Consider the following 16,922-nt stretch of genomic DNA (forward strand, 5'->3'; position numbering starts at 1 on the left):
CGACGACATCAATCGTCGAAATCTTCCCAACCGCCCATTTGCTTCCAGCGATTGACGATGCCGCAGAACAGCTCAGCGGTCTTCTCGGTGTCGTAACGGGCCGAGTGAGCCTCGCGGCCATCGAAATCGATGTCCGCTGCCTGGCACGCCTTGGCCAGCACGGTTTGGCCGTAGGCCAGGCCCGCGAGCGTTGCGGTATCGAAACTGGAGAACGGATGGAACGGATTGCGCTTCATGTCCAGGCGCGCAACCGCTGCATTCAGGAAGCCCAGGTCGAAGCTGCTGTTATGCCCGACCAGGATCGCCCGTTTGCAACCATTGGCCTTGAGGGCTTTGCGCACGCCGCGGAAGATATCGTTCAGGGCAGACTCTTCACTCACGGCCATGCGCAGCGGGTGATCGAGCTTGATCCCGGTGAACTCCAGGGCCGCCGCTTCGATGTTCGCGCCTTCGAACGGCTCGACACGGAAGAAGTAGGTGTGATCCGGATAAACAAAACCCTTTTCATCCATGGCGATGGTGGTCGCGGCGATCTCCAGAAGGGCATCGGTGGCCGAATTGAAACCACCGGTTTCTACGTCGACGACAACCGGCAGGTAACCACGGAACCTGGCCGCCATTGGATGACGAGGGCCACCTCCGCCGCCGTTGCCTTCCAGTTCGTCGTCGAAATGGTCTTCACTCACGCGTGTTCCTCCAGCAGGCGCCAGCGCAGTTTTTCACCGGCGCGCAGCGGGATAACGGTCAGCTCGCCAAATGGCAGGCTGGTCGGGGTGGTCCATTCTTCGCGGACCAGGGTGATGCGATCGGTGTTGGCCGGCAGGCCGTAGAAGCGCGGGCCGTTGAGGCTGGCGAAGGCCTCGAGCTTGTCCAGCGCATTGCGCTGTTCGAAGGCTTCGGCATACATCTCGATTGCCGCATAGGCGGTGTAGCAACCGGCGCAACCGCAGGCCGCTTCCTTGGCGTGCTGGGCGTGGGGCGCCGAGTCGGTGCCGAGGAAGAACTTCTCGCTGCCGCTGGTGGCGGCGTCGAGCAGGGCTTCCTGGTGGGTATTGCGCTTGAGGATCGGCAGGCAATAGAAGTGCGGCCGGATCCCGCCCACCAGCATGTGGTTACGGTTGTACAGCAGGTGGTGAGCCGTGATGGTCGCGCCGACGTTGGCCGAAGCCGAGTTGACGAACTGCACGGCGTCCGCGGTGGTGATGTGCTCGAAGACCACTTTGAGGGTCGGGAAGCGCTCGACCACACGGCGCATGTGTTCATCGATGAAGATTTTTTCGCGGTCGAACACGTCGACATCACCACGGGTGACTTCACCGTGAACCAGCAACGGCATCCCGACTTCGGCCATGGCCTCGAGTGCGGGGAAAATCTTGTCGATGCTGGTGACGCCAGAGTCCGAGTTGGTGGTCGCGCCGGCCGGGTACAGCTTGGCGGCGTGAATGAATCCGCTGGCCTTGGCCTCGCGAATTTCTTCAGGCTGGGTGCGGTCGGTCAGGTACAGGACCATCAGTGGCTCGAACAGGCTGCCGGCCGGGCGGGCAGCGAGAATCCGCTGGCGATAGCCGTCGGCTTCGGCCGCGTTGCGCACCGGTGGAACCAGGTTGGGCATGATGATGGCGCGGCCAAAGGTGCGCGCGACATCCGCGACGGTATTGGTCAATACGGCACCATCGCGAAGATGAATATGCCAGTCGTCGGGACGCAGCAGGGTCAGGCGGTCGGACATGAGGGGATTCCAGGCGGGTCAAACTCAAGGGAATGCTACCGGAAAAGACTCTTGCAGGCACTCGCTATCAAGTTTTGCGCGAAGCTTCCGATATCCAACGGGTATGCCGTAAACATGTGTGTGTCGGTCTTTTTGTTGTAGAAGCCAGTGGAGCCTCCCGTGCGCCAGCGTTTTTTAGCCTTGCTCAGTGTGTTTGCCAGCCTTCCCGCGATGGCGCTCACTTTCCAGACCCGTCTGGAGAGCATTGAGTGGACGGTCGAGGGTGACAAGTTCGAATGCCGCATGACTCAGCCGATTACCGACTTCGGTTCGGGCGAGTTCGTGCGTCGTGCCGGTGAGCAGGCGACGTTTCGTCTGAAAACCTACAACCCGATGATTGGCGGTGGCTCGGCGACGCTGCTGGCCGCTGCCGCGCCGTGGCAACCGGGGCGTAACGATATCAACCTGGGCACGGTGAGAATCGGCAGCGGCAACGTGGTGTTCAACAGTTCACAGGTTCAGGCCGGACGCCTGATCAGCGGACTGATGGACGGTCGCAGCCCGGTGGTTCGCCATTTCGCGGGGGATGGCCGGGTGTCGGAAGTGCGCTTGCTGCCGGTCAGGTTCACCAAGGCGTTTGCCGATTACCAAAGCTGCGTGGCCAAACTGTTGCCGCAGAACTTTGAGCAGGTGAAACAATCCGAAATCGGCTTCCCCGGCGGCGGAATCGAGCTCGACGGCGCCGCGAAGGCCAAGCTGCAGGTGATGCTGGAGTACATGAAGGCCGATCCGACGGTCAATCGCATCGAGCTCGACGGTCACTCCGACAACAGTGGCAACCGTCTGACCAACCGCGACTTGTCGCGGCGCCGGGCCCTGGCAGTGATGGAGTTCTTCAAGGCCAACGGCATCCAGGAGTCGCAAATCACCGTGCGTTTCCATGGTGAGCGTTATCCGTTGGCGCCTAATACCAACAACGCCAACCGCGCGAAGAACCGACGGGTAGCGGTACGCCTGGAGCGCGGAGCACCTGTGGAACAAGTCGCCCCGCAAGCGACGAAAGCGGCCACTTCGGCAACTTCCTGACCCGGCGGTCATCGTCGCGCCCTCGACAGAATCTGTCGCTTCGTCGTCATAAGCTGTCGCGCCACTGTAAATTATTCTGTATGAGCGGTAGACTTCCCGGCTTTCCGTAGAACCCCGTGGAGTGATGGCATGGCGGACGTAAACAAGGTCGTTCTGGCGTATTCCGGCGGCCTGGACACTTCGGTGATCCTCAAGTGGCTGCAGGATACTTATAACTGTGAAGTGGTGACCTTCACCGCTGACCTGGGTCAGGGCGAAGAGGTCGAACCTGCACGCGCCAAGGCTCAGGCCATGGGCGTGAAAGAGATCTACATCGACGACTTGCGCGAGGAGTTCGTGCGCGATTTCGTTTTCCCGATGTTCCGCGCCAACACCGTTTACGAAGGCGAGTACCTGCTGGGTACTTCCATCGCTCGTCCGCTGATCGCCAAGCGCCTGATCGAAATCGCCAACGAAACCGGCGCTGACGCCATTTCCCACGGCGCCACCGGCAAGGGCAACGACCAGGTTCGTTTCGAATTGGGCGCGTACGCCTTGAAGCCTGGCGTGAAAGTGATCGCTCCGTGGCGCGAATGGGACCTGCTGTCCCGTGAAAAGCTGATGGATTACGCCGCGAAGCACGCGATTCCGATCGAGCGTCACGGCAAGAAGAAATCCCCGTACTCGATGGATGCCAACCTGCTGCACATCTCCTATGAAGGCGGCGTGCTGGAAGACACCTGGACCGAGCACGAAGAAGACATGTGGCGCTGGACCGTTTCCCCGGAAAACGCACCCGACAAGCCGCAGTACCTGGAACTGACCTACCGCAACGGCGACATCGTCGCGCTGGACGGCGTCGAAATGACTCCGGCCACCGTGCTGGCGACCCTGAACCGTATCGGTGGCGAACACGGTATCGGCCGTCTCGACATCGTCGAGAACCGCTACGTGGGCATGAAGTCCCGTGGCTGCTACGAAACCCCGGGCGGCACCATCATGCTGCGTGCCCACCGTGCGATCGAATCGATCACCCTGGACCGCGAAGTGGCTCACCTCAAGGACGAGCTGATGCCCAAGTACGCCAGCCTGATCTACACCGGCTACTGGTGGAGCCCTGAGCGTCTGATGCTGCAACAGATGATCGATGCGTCCCAGGTCAACGTGAACGGCGTTGTGCGCCTGAAACTGTACAAGGGCAATGTGATCGTCACTGGCCGCAAGTCCGACGACTCGCTGTTTGACGCCAATATCGCGACCTTCGAAGAAGATGGTGGCGCGTACAACCAGGCGGATGCAGCGGGCTTCATCAAGCTCAACGCCTTGCGCATGCGCATTGCAGCGAACAAAGGCCGGAAGCTGTTCTGAGACCTTTGATATCGTGATGGATGCCTGATCTCGTCCAGGACGAGGTCAGGCACCTGAAAACGGGGTGTGACGCCAGTTACTACGTTGTCGGGTGTTTTCGTTTTCGCTGATGATTTTCTGTTTTTCTCCTGCCAATGGTTTGTCCTGTTCTACGTGTTGTTGTCTGCTGGTTGTCCGGCTTGATCAATGACCGACAACCTGTGCGAGTCCAGATTGTAGGCAACATAAAAGGCGACACAGCGCTTCCTGGTCTGCTTTGAATGTTTAAGCGCACTGGCTTTCAGTAAAGCCTCCGAAACGGCACAAGTGACAAACAGAATCACGTACGCCTCCTTTTCCCGTGGCCTCTGGATTTTTTCCAGCAGCGCTCCAAACTCGACCTCCTTGCTCATCCAGCGTGCATCCACGATGTACAGGTCTTTTATAAACTCCGGTAACTGAAGTTGATGCTGAACAAATACGGTGGTTTGCAGGCCAATCTCCATTGGCGGGTCCTGTGCGCCGCAGGGCGTCCGAGCTGACTGCCGGTCATTCGTTGACGTTTCCAGAGCGGAACTCCCAGAGGACTTCCCGGACGCTTTTTTTTCCGGCCGCCCGGCATCATCCATGACCTTCATGAAGTGTTTGCCCTTTTCAAAGTCGGAAGGCGCATAAAGTGATTTGTAGTTGAAGTTGAGTGTCGCGAAAAAAAGCAAAAGTAAATAAAACGGAAAGCTGATCAGAAACCAGACATAGAGTTCTCTTTCCTCTTGGTCAAGGAAGGGTAGGGAAACGGCTGCCGAAGTTTCAGAGAGCGCTGCAAATATCGCGATAATTGTCATCGGGTTGTTAATTCGTTTTTTATCATGTTCTATATTCATGCTCTATTGTCTTTTCTTGAATGGTTTATGAAAATGGTTTGATGTGGTAGTTGTTGTTGTGTTTTCTTCGATTTTTTTGAGTGCTGGTGGTGCTTTAATGATTGCTCAAAAAATATTATTTGCTGTAAGAGTAATTGGATGCTTGGTGTGTGATATTTCCGGTGTGAATGTTGAGTGCGAAAATATCAGTTACGTTTTAACGAAGGAGTAGAGGCTTATGTTTGTCAGGGCGCGACTGTTCAGGCCGGCTCTCGGAAAATTTTGGTCGTAAATCGATAGAGGCAGCTGCTGGAAAGTGCGACACACTGACGCTGACACAGTTTTCAACTCATTCCGTTCGAGGGATTATTGTAGGAGAAATCCGTGTTGTTTGTAGGGGATGTCTCTTGGTGTGGGTGGCCGGAAGGGACGACATGCCATGGGTGAAACGACTAGGCTATTGTGCGGGCTCTAAAAATTCGAACAGCGAAAATTGGACTTGCCCATGAATAAAGTGCTGATCGTGGATGATCACCCCGTCATTCGTCTTGCGGTACGTATGCTAATGGAACGTCATGGCTACGAAGTTATTGCAGAAACCGATAATGGTGTGGATGCACTGCAACTAGCCCGTGAACTTATGCCGGATATTGTCATTCTGGATATCGGGATTCCGAAGCTGGACGGGTTGGAAGTCATCGCGCGTTTGTCTTCGACCTCAATGCCGATGAAAGTTCTGATCCTGACTTCCCAGGCGCCGGGGCATTTTTCAATGCGTTGCATGCAATCCGGTGCGGCCGGTTATGTCTGCAAACAACAAGACCTGACGGAGTTGCTCAGTGCGATAAAGGCCGTGTTGTCAGGCTACAGTTACTTTCCTAATCAAGCCTTGCATACCGTGCGTTGCAGTTTGGGGAACGCCAGTGAGGCCGATATGGTTGATCGATTGTCGGGGCGGGAAATGATGGTCCTGCAACAGTTGGCCCGAGGAAAGACCAATAAAGAGATTGCCGATGGAATGTTTCTCAGCAATAAAACAGTCAGTACTTACAAGACCCGCCTGTTGCTCAAACTGAATGCGAGGTCTCTGGTCGATTTGATCGAGTTGGCACAACGCAATGGTCTGGTGTGATGACGTAACTGTGCGACAAGGGGCGTCTGCGAGAGTATGGCACTTAAAAAAAAGCCTCCGTTTCGGGAGGCTTTCAGGTGTCATAAGTCAAAATCGTAATCGGCCAATTGCTTTTGCAGTCGGCGCTCCTCCAGCAGATTGTCGATGGTGCGGCGTTTGCTCAGATTAGTTTTCGCTACTTCAACCACCGGCTCAGCGTCATCGGTGTCGGCGGTGGTGAAGTCGTCTTCTACGTCCAATTGCTCTTTGCCAGTACTCATTTAGTTACTCCAGGCTAAGAAGGCCTTTGGCGCTCCTTATATCGACAATCTCCCGGCGGGTAAAAAAGATTTTTTCAATCGATAAATCAAAAAACCCAAGAGCGCCTCAATCGTCGGAGGTTTTGTGCTTGTATTCGCACAAGTCCTCGATCCGGCAGCTTCCGCATCGTGGCTTGCGAGCCAGGCAAACATAGCGGCCGTGAAGGATCAGCCAGTGATGGGAGTCGAGCAGGTACTCCCGGGGCACGAATTTCATCAGTTTTTTCTCGACTTCCACCACATTCTTGCCAGGAGCAATGCCGGTCCGGTTGCTGACCCGGAAAATATGCGTGTCGACGGCCATGGTCAGCTGACGGAATGCCGTATTGAGTACCACATTCGCAGTTTTGCGGCCGACACCGGGCAGCGCCTCAAGCTCTTCGCGCGTTTGTGGCACTTCACCGGTGTGGCGCTCGACTAGCAAGCGGCAGGTCTCGATCACGTTTTTCGCTTTGCTGTTGTACAGGCCGATGGTCTTGATGTACTCCGACAGTCCTTCGACACCCAGGGCATGGATCGCTGCCGGGGTATTGGCGATCGGGAACAGCTTGGCTGTGGCCTTGTTGACGCCGACATCGGTCGACTGCGCCGAGAGAATCACGGCAATCAGCAATTCGAACGGTGAGGAATAGGCCAGTTCGGTCTTTGGTTCCGGGTTGTCCTCGTGCAGCCTGCGGAAAATTTCCAGACGTTTTGCGGCATTCATGGGCAGTACGTTTCCTCGAAGACGATCAATGTGTGGACTTGGGTCGCCAAGCCTGCCAGGCGGCGATCAGCAGTCCGAGCAGAATGAACCCGCCAGGGACCAATGTGGCCAGGCGCAGACCGCCATCCGCCATCAGCCCCCAGCCTTGCCAGTCAGCTTGCGTTGTGCCGGTCAGCCACGACAAGTGGCTTCCAAGTGTCCCGTTGCCGATGAGTTCGCGCAGCAGGCCCTGCGCGATCATCAGAGTGGCAAACAGGCCATTGAGTCGCAGGCGTTGGCGCCAGCCGTTCTGAAAGAGCCCGGTGTGCTCGAGTACGACGCATTGCAAGGCGATCAAGGCGCCATAAAACCCCAGATGCTGCTGCCACTGTAGCGACCAGGCCTGTGCCATGAGTTCCGCGCAACTGGTGAGCGTGGCCGCCAACAGGATGCTGGCCAGCAAGCGGGTCGCCGGGACCAGTCGGGATCGCAGGGCGCCCATGGCCAGACTGAACAACTGGGTCACCACCATGAACATCAGGCACAGGCCAAGTGCGGCCATCAGCGACTCGGTAGCGCCGATCAGCGGCGTCAGCATCAAGGCGTTGCGCGGAGTCGATGAGTTATCCATGGGCAGGGTTTCCGAGCAGTTGTTGCCGGTGTTCATCGAAGTAGCGCAACGCATCGTGGACGGCATTGATCACCGCCCTTGAGGTGATAGTCGCACCAGCGATCTGATCGAACTGCCCCTGATCCTTTTTCAACGCCCAGCCACTGTCGCCCGGTTCTGTTCGAGACTTGCCGGAAAAAACCTGAAGCCAGGTATTGGGCCAGTCGGCGATCCGCGCACCCAGTCCTGGGGTTTCCGACTGTTTGAGGTTTTTGACGCCCAGCAACCTGCCATTGGCGTCGACAGCGATCAACAGGTCGATGGCACCAGCGTAGCCAAGGGTTTGACTGCGCAGCAATACCGCGACGGGTTGATCGGTTTTGGTCGCCAGATAACCCCCGAGCAAGGCGCTGTTGGCCAAGGCGGTTGCTTCGAGATTTATGGGGTGTTCGAGTGGTTGATTGTCGTAGCTGTCCGGCGCGATCAGGTCCAGCAGATTACGGCTGTCGATCAGGCGCTGTTCGGCTGCAATGCGCGGCGCGCTGCCGAGCTGCACGAAGTACGTCACACCAAGGCCCAGTGCGGTCAAAAGCACCAGAAGCGCGATGCTTGACGTCCGGCTCATGGTGCCTCCGGCTGTTGTCTGGCCGCCACGAACCGCTCCAGTGCCGGCACGCACAGGTTCATCAACAGCACGGCAAAGGCGATGCCGTCCGGATAGCCGCCCCAGGTACGAATCAGATAAGTCAGCAGTCCGACGCCAGCGCCGAACAGCAGTCGCGCGCCAAGGCTTCTGGCGCCGGACACCGGTTCGGTGATGATGAAGAACGCCCCCAGCATGGTCGCGCCGCTCAGTAGATGAAACAGCGGTGAACCATGGGAGTCGGAGCCCGACCCGTTCCAGCACAGCAGGCTGATGATGAACAGGCTGGCCAGCATGCCGACCGGGGCATGCCAACTGATCACCCGCCGTTGCAGGAGAAACAATCCACCTGCCAGAAACGCCAGGCTCATCCATTCCACTCCCCGGCCGCCGAAGTGGCCGAATGCCGGGTTGCCGGCAAACAGTTCATCCATGGTCAGGCTTTTGTTGATCCGCAGACTGTCCAGTGCCGTGGCCTGCACCCATGCATCCGGCGTTTGGCCGACACCGAACACTTGCTGCAAGCCACTCAGCAGATCCATGCCATGGGACGAGGGCCAATGGGTCATTGGTTGGGGGAAGGTCACCAGCACCAGAGCAAAACCGAGCATCGCCGGGTTGAAGGGATTCGAGCCGACGCCGCCATACAAGTGCTTGCCAAACACCATGGCAAAAGCGGCAGCACTGAGGGTCAGCCACCACGGGCAGTAAGGCGGTAGCGCCAGAGCCAGCAAGGTGGCACTGACCAACGCGCTACCGTCACTCAGGGTTGGTCGCAGCGGCCGCTTGCGCCATTGCACGACGGCGGCCTCGACGGCCAGCGCAGCAGAGGCCGCCAGAACCAGGTTGATCAACACGCCCCAGCCGTACAACCAGAATGCCACCAGCATTCCCGGCAGCGTGGCCAGCAGCACCAGTTTCATCGCCTGTTGCAGGCGATCGTCAACCGCGTCAAGGGCTGGCATGGGCGTCCACCTGGCGCTCGGCTTCGCCGAGTGCGCGCTCCAGGGCTTCGATTTGCTCCGCCGGTGCTTCACTGGCCTGAGCCTTCTTGAGTTCGGCGCGGCGCATGGCCAACTGGATCTTGGCCCGTTTCAGATCGGCATCATTTGGCGACACAACTGCGGCAGTCGGCGCAGGGGCCGATGGGGCGACGCTTTCCAGTTGCGCCAGGCTTTGTTCGGCGGCTTCGAACTGTTGTTGCAGGACGATCAACTGCGATTGCTGCTCGAAGGTCGGCGGATGCCCAAAGGCCTTCAGCGATTTGTGCAACTGCGCCCGACTCATCGCTACATCAATCTTGGCCTTTTTCAGCGCGGCATCGGCATTGGCGGTTTTCTGTGCGCGGACGCGCTCGAGGGCCGCCTGCACCGGGTCGGCTGTCGTCTCGGCAGGTTGCGCGGCTCGCTGCCTTGCCTGGCGCTCGGCGATTTTCTGTTGCTCCTCACGCTGCAAGCGGGCATTGCGTTGTTCGAAGCGGCGCCGTGCGTGATCGCGCTTGAGGGTGCGGGCCTGCCGCGCCTGCGGTGTGAGGGCCAGCCCCCCGACAACGGGCAGTACCGTGTTCGGCAGCAACGGGCGCATTTCGATGCAGTCCACCGGGCACGGTGCCACGCAGAGGTCGCAACCGGTGCACTCATCGATGATCACCGTGTGCATCAGTTTGGCCGCGCCGACGATGGCATCGACCGGGCAGGCCTGAATGCACTTGGTGCAACCAATGCACTCGGCCTCGCGGATATAGGCGATCTGCGCAGGTGCCGAGCCGCGAGTGATGTCCAGCTCCAGCACCGGCACCTTCAGCAGTTCGGCCAGGGCATTAATGGTTTCGTTGCCGCCTGGCGGACACTTGTTTATCGGCTCGCCATTGGCGATGCCTTCGGCGTAAGGCTTGCACCCGGGGTGGCCGCACTTGCCGCATTGGGTTTGCGGCAAGAGTGCGTCGATGAGTTGAATCAGACTCATGTTTTGATCAGTCCGCTGAATCCGAGAAAGGCCACTGCGATCAGGCCGGCACCAATCAGGTCGATCGGCAAGCCGCGAAAGGGCAGGGGAACATCGTTGTCGGCCGTGCGTTCACGCAAATCAGTGAACAGGCTCAACACCAGCCAGAAGCCCAGCCCTGCACCAAGGCTCAAGGCTGTGGCGTGAAAGAAGCCCTTGTCTTCCTGAGCATTGAGCAAGGCCACGCCGAGCACGCCGGCATTGCCCAGCAGCAACGGCCAGAGGCCTTCGAACGGCAGTGTCGAAAACAACCGTGTCAGCAACTTCAGCAATGGGCTGATCAGCAGCACGCTCAATGGCAGAAACACAAACAGACGCAGCGTCGTCAAATGCAGCGGCACCAGCAGCCATTGATAGAGCGCGTAGCCGAGCATGCCCACGACCAGCATCAGGCACGTCGTCGCAATGCCCAAGGCATGGACCTGACGGCGTTGGCTGCCCAACAGCGGATCGACGCCCAGCGGCCAGTGCAACACGACGTTGTTGATCAAGGCTGCACTGATAAGCGTAAGCAGTGTTTCGGTCATGATCGTCCATATCCGATGCTGGATAACTCTGTAGGAGCTGCCGCAGGCTGCGATCTTTTGACTTTGCTCTTAAAAAGCCAAGATCAAAGGATCGCAGCCTGCGGCAGCTCCTACAAGATGAAGCCAGACCTGAAAGACAGTATGGGCCAGACATGAAAATCCCACAGTCGCGCCAGGCACGACTGTGGGATCGGTTTTGCGCAGACCTTACTTGATGCGCTGACCAGGCTTGGCGCCGCTGTCAGGGCTGAGCAGGTAGATTTCTTCGCCACCAGGGCCGGCGGCCATCACCATGCCTTCGGAGATGCCGAACTTCATTTTCCGTGGTTTGAGGTTGGCGATCATCATGGTCAGGCGACCATTGAGCTTGGACGGGTCCGGGTAAGCGCTCTTGATCCCGGAGAACACGTTGCGTTGCTCGTCACCGATGTCCAGGGTCAGGCGCAACAGCTTGTCGGCGCCTTCCACGTGTTCAGCCTTGACGATTAGAGCGACTCGCAGGTCGACGGCGGCAAAGGTGTCGAACTCGATTTCCGGCGACAGCGGATCCTTGGCCAGTTCGCCATTGCCGACAGGCGGGATTTCGCTTTCGTTTTCGCCGGTGTCGGTCTGGCTGGCGGTCAGGTCTTCTTTCGAGGCGTCGGTCATGGCTTGCACCTTGACCGGGTCGATACGAGTCATCAACGGCTTGAACTCGTTCAGCTGGTGATTGCTGAGCAAGGTCGCGTGGTCGTTCCAGGTCAGCGGCGCGACGTTGAGGAACGCCTCGGCGTCGGCGGCCAGCAGCGGCAGTACAGGCTTGAGGAAGATCACCAGTTGGCGGAACAGGTTGACGCCGGTGGCACAGATGGCCTGGACTTCATCCTGCTTGCCTTCCTGTTTGTTCAGCGACCACGGTGCCTTGTCGGCGATCCAGGCATTGGCGCGGTCGGCCAGGCCCATGATCTCGCGCATGGCGCGGGCGAAGTCGCGGGCTTCATAGGCGTCGGCAATGCCTGGCGCGGCGGCCAGGAAGGCTTCGGTCAGTTCAGGCGCGGCGTTGGTGTCGACCATCACGCCGGCATTGCCCTTGTTGATGAAACCGGCGCAACGGCTGGCGATGTTGACGACCTTGCCCACCAGGTCGGAGTTGACCTTCTGCACGAAGTCCTCGAGGTTCAGGTCGAGGTCGTCTACGCCACGGCCCAGCTTGGCCGCGTAGTAGTAGCGCAGGTATTCCGGCGACAGGTGATCAAGGTAAGTGCGGGCCTTGATGAAGGTGCCACGGGACTTGGACATTTTCTGGCCGTTGACGGTCAGGTAGCCGTGCACGTTGATCCCGGTCGGCTTGCGGTAGCCTGCGCCTTCGAGCATGGCTGGCCAGAACAGGGCGTGGAAGTTGACGATGTCCTTGCCGATGAAATGGTACAGCTCGGCGGTGGAGTCCTTGCCCCAGAACGCATCGAAGTCCAGCTCCGGCGTACGGTTGCACAGGTTCTTGAAGCTGGCCATGTAGCCGATCGGCGCATCCAGCCACACGTAGAAGTATTTGCCCGGCTCGTCGGGGATTTCAAAACCAAAGTACGGCGCATCGCGGGAGATGTCCCACTGTTGCAGGCCGGCGTCCAGCCATTCGGCGATCTTGTTGGCCACGGCGTCCTGCAGGGTGCCGCTGCGGGTCCAGGTTTGCAGCATTTGCTGGAAGTCTGGCAGCTTGAAGAAGAAGTGCTGGGAATCCTTGAGCACCGGGGTGGCGCCGGAGATTGCCGACTTCGGATCCTTCAGGTCGGTTGGCGCGTAAGTCGCGCCGCATTTTTCGCAGTTGTCGCCGTACTGGTCTTCGGTGCCGCATTTCGGGCAGGTGCCCTTGATGAAGCGGTCGGCCAGGAACATTTTCTTTTCCGGGTCGAAGTACTGGGTGATCGAGCGCGTGGCGATGTGCCCGGCGTCACGCAGCTTCAGGTAGATCTGACTCGACAGCTCACGGTTTTCTTCGGCGTGAGTGGAGTGGAAGTTATCGAAATCCACCAGAAAGTCGGCAAAGTCGGCGCTGTGTTCAGCCTGGACGTTGGCGATCAGTTGTTCCGGGGTGATGCCTTCCTTTTCCGCGCGCAGCATGATCGCCGAACCGTGGGCGTCGTCGGCGCAGACATAGATGCATTGATTGCCGCGGTGCTTCTGGAAGCGCACCCACATATCGGTCTGGATGTATTCCAGCATATGGCCGAGGTGAATCGAACCATTGGCATAGGGCAGGGCGCTGGTGACGAGGATCTTGCGTGGCTCGGACATGGGGCTCGGCTACTTGATGAAACGGAGGTCGGCCACTATAAAGCGCTGGCGCATATTTTTCACCCTGTGAGCCTGTTTCATTGGATGAGTAACGGGTGATGGTTCAAAAGTTCGTCCGAACGCGGCCCGAGCCTTCGGACGATCTTTTCTACATCCCGCCCAACGATCAGAACAGGTACGATACCCGTTATCTTTTCCAGTCCTGTTTTCGGAGTTGCCCATGAGCGCCGTCAATCGCGCAGCGGTGGAAGCCGTCCTTCGCCAATACACCGACCCATACCTGAACCAGGACCCGGTCAGCGCCGGGTGCGTGCGCAACATCGAGATCCAGGGTGACCGCGTTAGCGTTCAGCTTGAATTGGGATACGCCGCCGGCCTGTTCAAGAGTGGTTGGGCACAAATGCTGGAAATGGCTATTCAGGGGCTGGATGGCGTAGCCAGTGCCAAGGTCGACATCACCAGCGTGATTGCCGCACACAAGGCTCAGGCACAGATTCCGGGCCTGGCCAACGTCAAGAACGTGGTGGCTGTCGCGTCCGGCAAGGGCGGCGTGGGTAAATCCACCACCGCGGCCAACCTTGCGTTGGCACTGGCCCGCGAAGGCGCCAAGGTCGGGATTCTCGACGCGGACATCTACGGTCCGAGCCAAGGCATCATGTTCGGCATCCCTGAGCGCACCCGTCCAGAGGTCAAGGACCAGAAGTGGTTCGTGCCGCTCAAGTCCCATGGTGTCGAGGTCATGTCCATGGCCTTCCTCACCGATGACAACACACCGATGGTCTGGCGTGGTCCGATGGTCTCCGGCGCCTTGCTGCAATTGGTGACGCAGACTGCGTGGGGCGACCTGGACTACCTGGTCATCGACATGCCGCCAGGCACCGGTGACATCCAGCTGACCCTGGCGCAGAAAGTGCCTGTGGCCGGTGCGGTCATCGTTACCACTCCGCAGGACCTGGCATTGCTGGACGCGCGCAAGGGCGTGGAAATGTTCCGCAAGGTCAACATTCCGGTGCTGGGCGTGGTGGAAAACATGGCCGTGCACATCTGCTCCAATTGCGGACATGCCGAGCATCTGTTCGGTGAGGGCGGTGGCGTGAAACTGGCCAACCAGTATGGCGTCGAACTGCTGGCCTCGTTGCCGCTGTCGATGGTCATCCGCGAGCAGGCCGATGGCGGCAAGCCAACGGTGATCGCCGAGCCTGACAGCCAGATCGCCATGGTCTACCAGGAACTGGCCCGCCATGTCGGTGCGCGGATCGTATTGCAGGAAGCGTTGACGCCGGCGATGCCGAACATCAGCGTTAGCGACGATTGATCCCGGTCGCCTGTTAAAAGATCGCAGCCTGCGGCAGCTCCTACAGGGTGAACATCAATTCCATGTAGGAGCTGCCGCAGGCTGCGATCTTTTGATCTTGCTTTAGATCCGCAACCCGCCATCCATCTCCAGAATCCGACCGGTGTAATAGTCGTTCTCGAAGATGTAAGCCGCCGAATGGGCGATTTCCTCAGGTTTGCCCATACGCTTGAGCGGAATACCGGTGGTCATTTTCTCCAGCGCTTCAGGTTTCATCCCCAGAGTCATTTCGGTTTCGATGAAGCCCGGTGCAATGCCGGCGACGCGAATGCCGTAGCGCGCCAGTTCCCTGGCCCAGGTCACGGTCGCCGCCGCAACACCGGCCTTGGCCGCCGAATAGTTGGTCTGGCCGACGTTGCCGGCGCGGGAAATCGACGAGATATTGATGATCGCGCCGCTGTTGTTCAGCTCGACCATCTTCGCCGCGACTTCACGGGTGCACAGGAACACGCCGGTCAGGTTGACGTCGATGACCGCCTGCCACTGGGCCAGGCTCATCTTGGTCATTTCGCCATCCTTGACCTTGAGCAACAGACCGTCGCGCAGGATCCCTGCGTTGTTGATCAAACCATGGATCGCGCCGAAGTCTTCAGCGACCTGGGCAACCATGTGGGTCACTTGTTCTTCGTTGGCCACGTTGCACAGGTAGGCGCGGGCCTCGACACCTTGGGCCTTGCAGGCCGCGACGGCGTCGTCGAGTTTTTCCTGGTTCAGGTCCACCAGCGCGAGTCTCGCGCCAAGGCCTGCGAAATACTCGGCCATGGAGCGGCCTAAACCCTGGCAACCGCCCGTGATAATGATTACTTTGTCAGTGAGTTGCATTCGCATGCCCCCGGTAGCAGGTCTGAGTGTTTCCTTGTAGAGAGCCTCTCGATCTGCGCCTGACGTGGCCCGGCTGCACATGAGAACTGCCCCGATGGCGTGCTGGGACTTTCACCAGCAGCTCGTCCGTTTTTCTGACGGACTCTATTTAAGGAGTCATAAATTGAGCGTTGAAGCGGCTAAGCATGCACGAGAATTGCTCCTCAAGGAATACCGTGGGGTGCTCTCGACGCACTCCAAATCGATGCCCGGTTTTCCGTTCGGCTCCGTGGTTCCGTACTGCCTGGACGAGCTGGGCCGGCCGCTGATCCTGATCAGCCGCATCGCCCAGCACACTCATAATCTGCAGAAAGATCCGAAGTGCTCGCTCTTTGTCGGCGAACGTGGCGCCGAAGATGTCCAGGCCGTTGGTCGACTGACTTACCTGGCCGAGGCGCAGCAGCTCGAAGACGAAGCCGCCATCGAAGCCGCCTCCGAGCGTTACTACCGCTACTTCCCGGAGTCGCAGGGTTATCACCAGGCCCACGATTTCGATTTCTGGGTGCTCAAGCCTGTACGCCACCGTTACATCGGCGGTTTTGGCGCCATTCATTGGGTCAACGACCTGACCCTGGCCAACCCGTTCGCTGGCAAGGCCGAAGTGAGCATGGTCGAGCACATGAACGCCGACCACGCCAAGGCCATTGCCCATTACGTCGAGCTGGCCGGACTGCCGAAAAACGTACCGGCGCAAATGGCCGGAATCGACAGCGAAGGCATGCATCTGCGCATTGGCCAGAGCCTGTACTGGTTGCCGTTTCAAGCGCCTTGTAATACGCCGACACAAGTCCGCGAAGCCTTGGTTTCTCTGGCCCACGCCGAGCATTGGCCGAAAAATGAAGTGGCCGATGCTTGAATTCACGAAACGGCGACGTCATCTAAGGTGAACTGGCAAGGCATTCTTGCGTTGAGGAATCATTTGATGCGCCCTTTTTTGTTGCTCTTTCTGCTGTTCCCGGTGTTAGAGCTGTTCGTATTCGTCAAGGTGGCAGGGTCGATCGGGTTTTTCCCGGCCCTGCTGCTGATCATTCTCGGCTCGATGTTCGGTGTGTTCGTGCTGCGCGTCGCCGGCCTGGCCACGGCCCTGCGTGCCCGTGAGAGCCTGAACCGCGGCGAGCTGCCGGCCCAGACCATGCTCGAAGGCCTGATGCTGGCATTGGCCGGCGGCCTGTTGATTCTTCCCGGTTTCATCAGCGATGTGATCGGCCTGTTCATGCTGCTGCCGTTCAGTCGTCGCCTGCTGGCGGGTAAAATGCGCCAGCGCGCCGAAGAGCAGGCCATGCGTCAGCGAGCGTTCGCCGATGACCTCCAGGCCCGTGGCGGCCCGGCACCTCGCGAGCCGCTGGGCCGCGAGCCCAACGTGATCGAAGGCGAGTTCGAACACCGCGATACCAAGTAATAAGCACATCGACACGGCACCTTCGGGTGCCGTGTTCGTTTGCGGGGCAGCGAACTGAAATTTTTTCGATCCTCGCCCTTGTAATAAGCTTATGCGCCCTTATGTAACGGTCACCGCAAGGTTTCTGGCGAACACGCCAGACAGACTTCCGCGGTTC

Annotated in this window: 18 protein-coding genes; 6 read left to right on the forward strand and 12 right to left on the reverse strand. The window is 58.8% G+C overall.

The window, feature by feature from the left end:
• Positions 1-8 precede the first annotated feature (8 nt).
• Together rnt and pyrC are read right to left on the reverse strand one after the other, a co-directional pair.
• A complete protein-coding gene (gene rnt, locus AC1D19_RS06415) occupies positions 9-686 on the reverse strand; it encodes a ribonuclease T (RefSeq protein ID WP_046043606.1) in 678 nt (225 codons plus the stop codon).
• A complete protein-coding gene (gene pyrC / locus AC1D19_RS06420; protein ID WP_477752701.1) occupies positions 683-1,729 on the reverse strand; it encodes a dihydroorotase in 1,047 nt (348 codons plus the stop codon). The genes rnt and pyrC overlap by 4 nt, the downstream gene beginning before the upstream one ends.
• Before the next feature lie 159 nt (positions 1,730-1,888).
• Here pyrC and AC1D19_RS06425 point away from each other — a divergent pair, with 159 nt between their 5' ends.
• Positions 1,889-2,794 carry a flagellar protein MotY gene (locus AC1D19_RS06425; RefSeq protein ID WP_477762710.1) on the forward strand — a complete coding sequence of 302 codons (906 nt, stop codon included), beginning with the start codon at positions 1,889-1,891 and terminating at the stop codon, positions 2,792-2,794.
• 129 nt (positions 2,795-2,923) lie between these two features.
• Positions 2,924-4,141 (forward strand): argininosuccinate synthase, encoded by a 1,218-nt coding sequence (locus tag AC1D19_RS06430; protein ID WP_007972320.1) that lies wholly within the window; start codon positions 2,924-2,926, stop codon positions 4,139-4,141.
• 149 nt (positions 4,142-4,290) lie between these two features.
• Here the strand turns inward: AC1D19_RS06430 and AC1D19_RS06435 are convergent, their stop codons facing one another.
• Complete coding sequence (locus AC1D19_RS06435) at positions 4,291-5,001, reverse strand: hypothetical protein (RefSeq protein ID WP_477752699.1); 711 nt, start codon at positions 4,999-5,001, stop codon at positions 4,291-4,293.
• Positions 5,002-5,485: 484 nt separating this feature from the next.
• Here AC1D19_RS06435 and AC1D19_RS06440 point away from each other — a divergent pair, with 484 nt between their 5' ends.
• On the forward strand, positions 5,486-6,112 hold the full coding sequence (locus AC1D19_RS06440; RefSeq protein WP_008053528.1) for a response regulator transcription factor: 627 nt from the start codon (positions 5,486-5,488) through the stop codon (positions 6,110-6,112).
• Positions 6,113-6,192: 80 nt separating this feature from the next.
• On the opposite strand, the gene AC1D19_RS06445 is transcribed toward AC1D19_RS06440, so the two are convergent.
• The 8 genes from AC1D19_RS06445 to metG all read right to left on the reverse strand — a co-directional run bounded on the left by AC1D19_RS06445 (position 6,193) and on the right by metG (position 13,151).
• Complete coding sequence (locus tag AC1D19_RS06445; RefSeq protein WP_477752698.1) at positions 6,193-6,372, reverse strand: PA3496 family putative envelope integrity protein; 180 nt, start codon at positions 6,370-6,372, stop codon at positions 6,193-6,195.
• Between the two features lie 106 nt (positions 6,373-6,478).
• Complete coding sequence (gene nth, locus AC1D19_RS06450) at positions 6,479-7,117, reverse strand: endonuclease III (protein WP_477752697.1); 639 nt, start codon at positions 7,115-7,117, stop codon at positions 6,479-6,481.
• Positions 7,118-7,142: 25 nt separating this feature from the next.
• The gene (locus AC1D19_RS06455) at positions 7,143-7,727 is read right to left on the reverse strand and encodes an Rnf-Nqr domain containing protein (protein ID WP_477762711.1); all 585 of its coding nucleotides are present in this window, start codon (positions 7,725-7,727) and stop codon (positions 7,143-7,145) included.
• On the reverse strand, positions 7,720-8,331 hold the full coding sequence (locus AC1D19_RS06460) for an RnfABCDGE type electron transport complex subunit G (protein ID WP_477762712.1): 612 nt from the start codon (positions 8,329-8,331) through the stop codon (positions 7,720-7,722). The genes AC1D19_RS06455 and AC1D19_RS06460 overlap by 8 nt, the downstream gene beginning before the upstream one ends.
• On the reverse strand, positions 8,328-9,314 hold the full coding sequence (locus AC1D19_RS06465) for an RnfABCDGE type electron transport complex subunit D (protein WP_477762713.1): 987 nt from the start codon (positions 9,312-9,314) through the stop codon (positions 8,328-8,330). Before AC1D19_RS06465 ends, AC1D19_RS06460 begins: the two co-directional genes overlap by 4 nt.
• Complete coding sequence (gene rsxB / locus AC1D19_RS06470) at positions 9,301-10,314, reverse strand: electron transport complex subunit RsxB (RefSeq protein WP_477762714.1); 1,014 nt, start codon at positions 10,312-10,314, stop codon at positions 9,301-9,303. The genes AC1D19_RS06465 and rsxB overlap by 14 nt, the downstream gene beginning before the upstream one ends.
• Positions 10,311-10,880 carry an electron transport complex protein RnfA gene (locus AC1D19_RS06475; protein WP_477762715.1) on the reverse strand — a complete coding sequence of 190 codons (570 nt, stop codon included), beginning with the start codon at positions 10,878-10,880 and terminating at the stop codon, positions 10,311-10,313. Before AC1D19_RS06475 ends, rsxB begins: the two co-directional genes overlap by 4 nt.
• Before the next feature lie 207 nt (positions 10,881-11,087).
• Positions 11,088-13,151 carry a methionine--tRNA ligase gene (metG, locus tag AC1D19_RS06480; RefSeq protein ID WP_477762716.1) on the reverse strand — a complete coding sequence of 688 codons (2,064 nt, stop codon included), beginning with the start codon at positions 13,149-13,151 and terminating at the stop codon, positions 11,088-11,090.
• Between the two features lie 220 nt (positions 13,152-13,371).
• On the opposite strand from metG, the gene apbC reads away from it, so the two are divergent.
• On the forward strand, positions 13,372-14,466 hold the full coding sequence (gene apbC, locus AC1D19_RS06485) for an iron-sulfur cluster carrier protein ApbC (RefSeq protein ID WP_477752691.1): 1,095 nt from the start codon (positions 13,372-13,374) through the stop codon (positions 14,464-14,466).
• A gap of 102 nt (positions 14,467-14,568) precedes the next feature.
• On the opposite strand, the gene AC1D19_RS06490 is transcribed toward apbC, so the two are convergent.
• Positions 14,569-15,327 (reverse strand): SDR family oxidoreductase, encoded by a 759-nt coding sequence (locus AC1D19_RS06490; protein WP_477752690.1) that lies wholly within the window; start codon positions 15,325-15,327, stop codon positions 14,569-14,571.
• 163 nt (positions 15,328-15,490) lie between these two features.
• On the opposite strand from AC1D19_RS06490, the gene AC1D19_RS06495 reads away from it, so the two are divergent.
• Together AC1D19_RS06495 and AC1D19_RS06500 are read left to right on the forward strand one after the other, a co-directional pair.
• Positions 15,491-16,222, forward strand: coding sequence for a HugZ family pyridoxamine 5'-phosphate oxidase (locus tag AC1D19_RS06495; protein ID WP_477762717.1), 732 nt, complete (start codon positions 15,491-15,493; stop codon positions 16,220-16,222).
• A gap of 66 nt (positions 16,223-16,288) precedes the next feature.
• Positions 16,289-16,765: an FxsA family protein gene (locus tag AC1D19_RS06500; RefSeq protein WP_223459973.1), complete on the forward strand. Its 477-nt coding sequence runs from the start codon at positions 16,289-16,291 to the stop codon at positions 16,763-16,765.
• Positions 16,766-16,922: the final 157 nt, after the last annotated feature.

It is taken from the genome of Pseudomonas sp. P1_C12 (assembly GCF_056406435.1).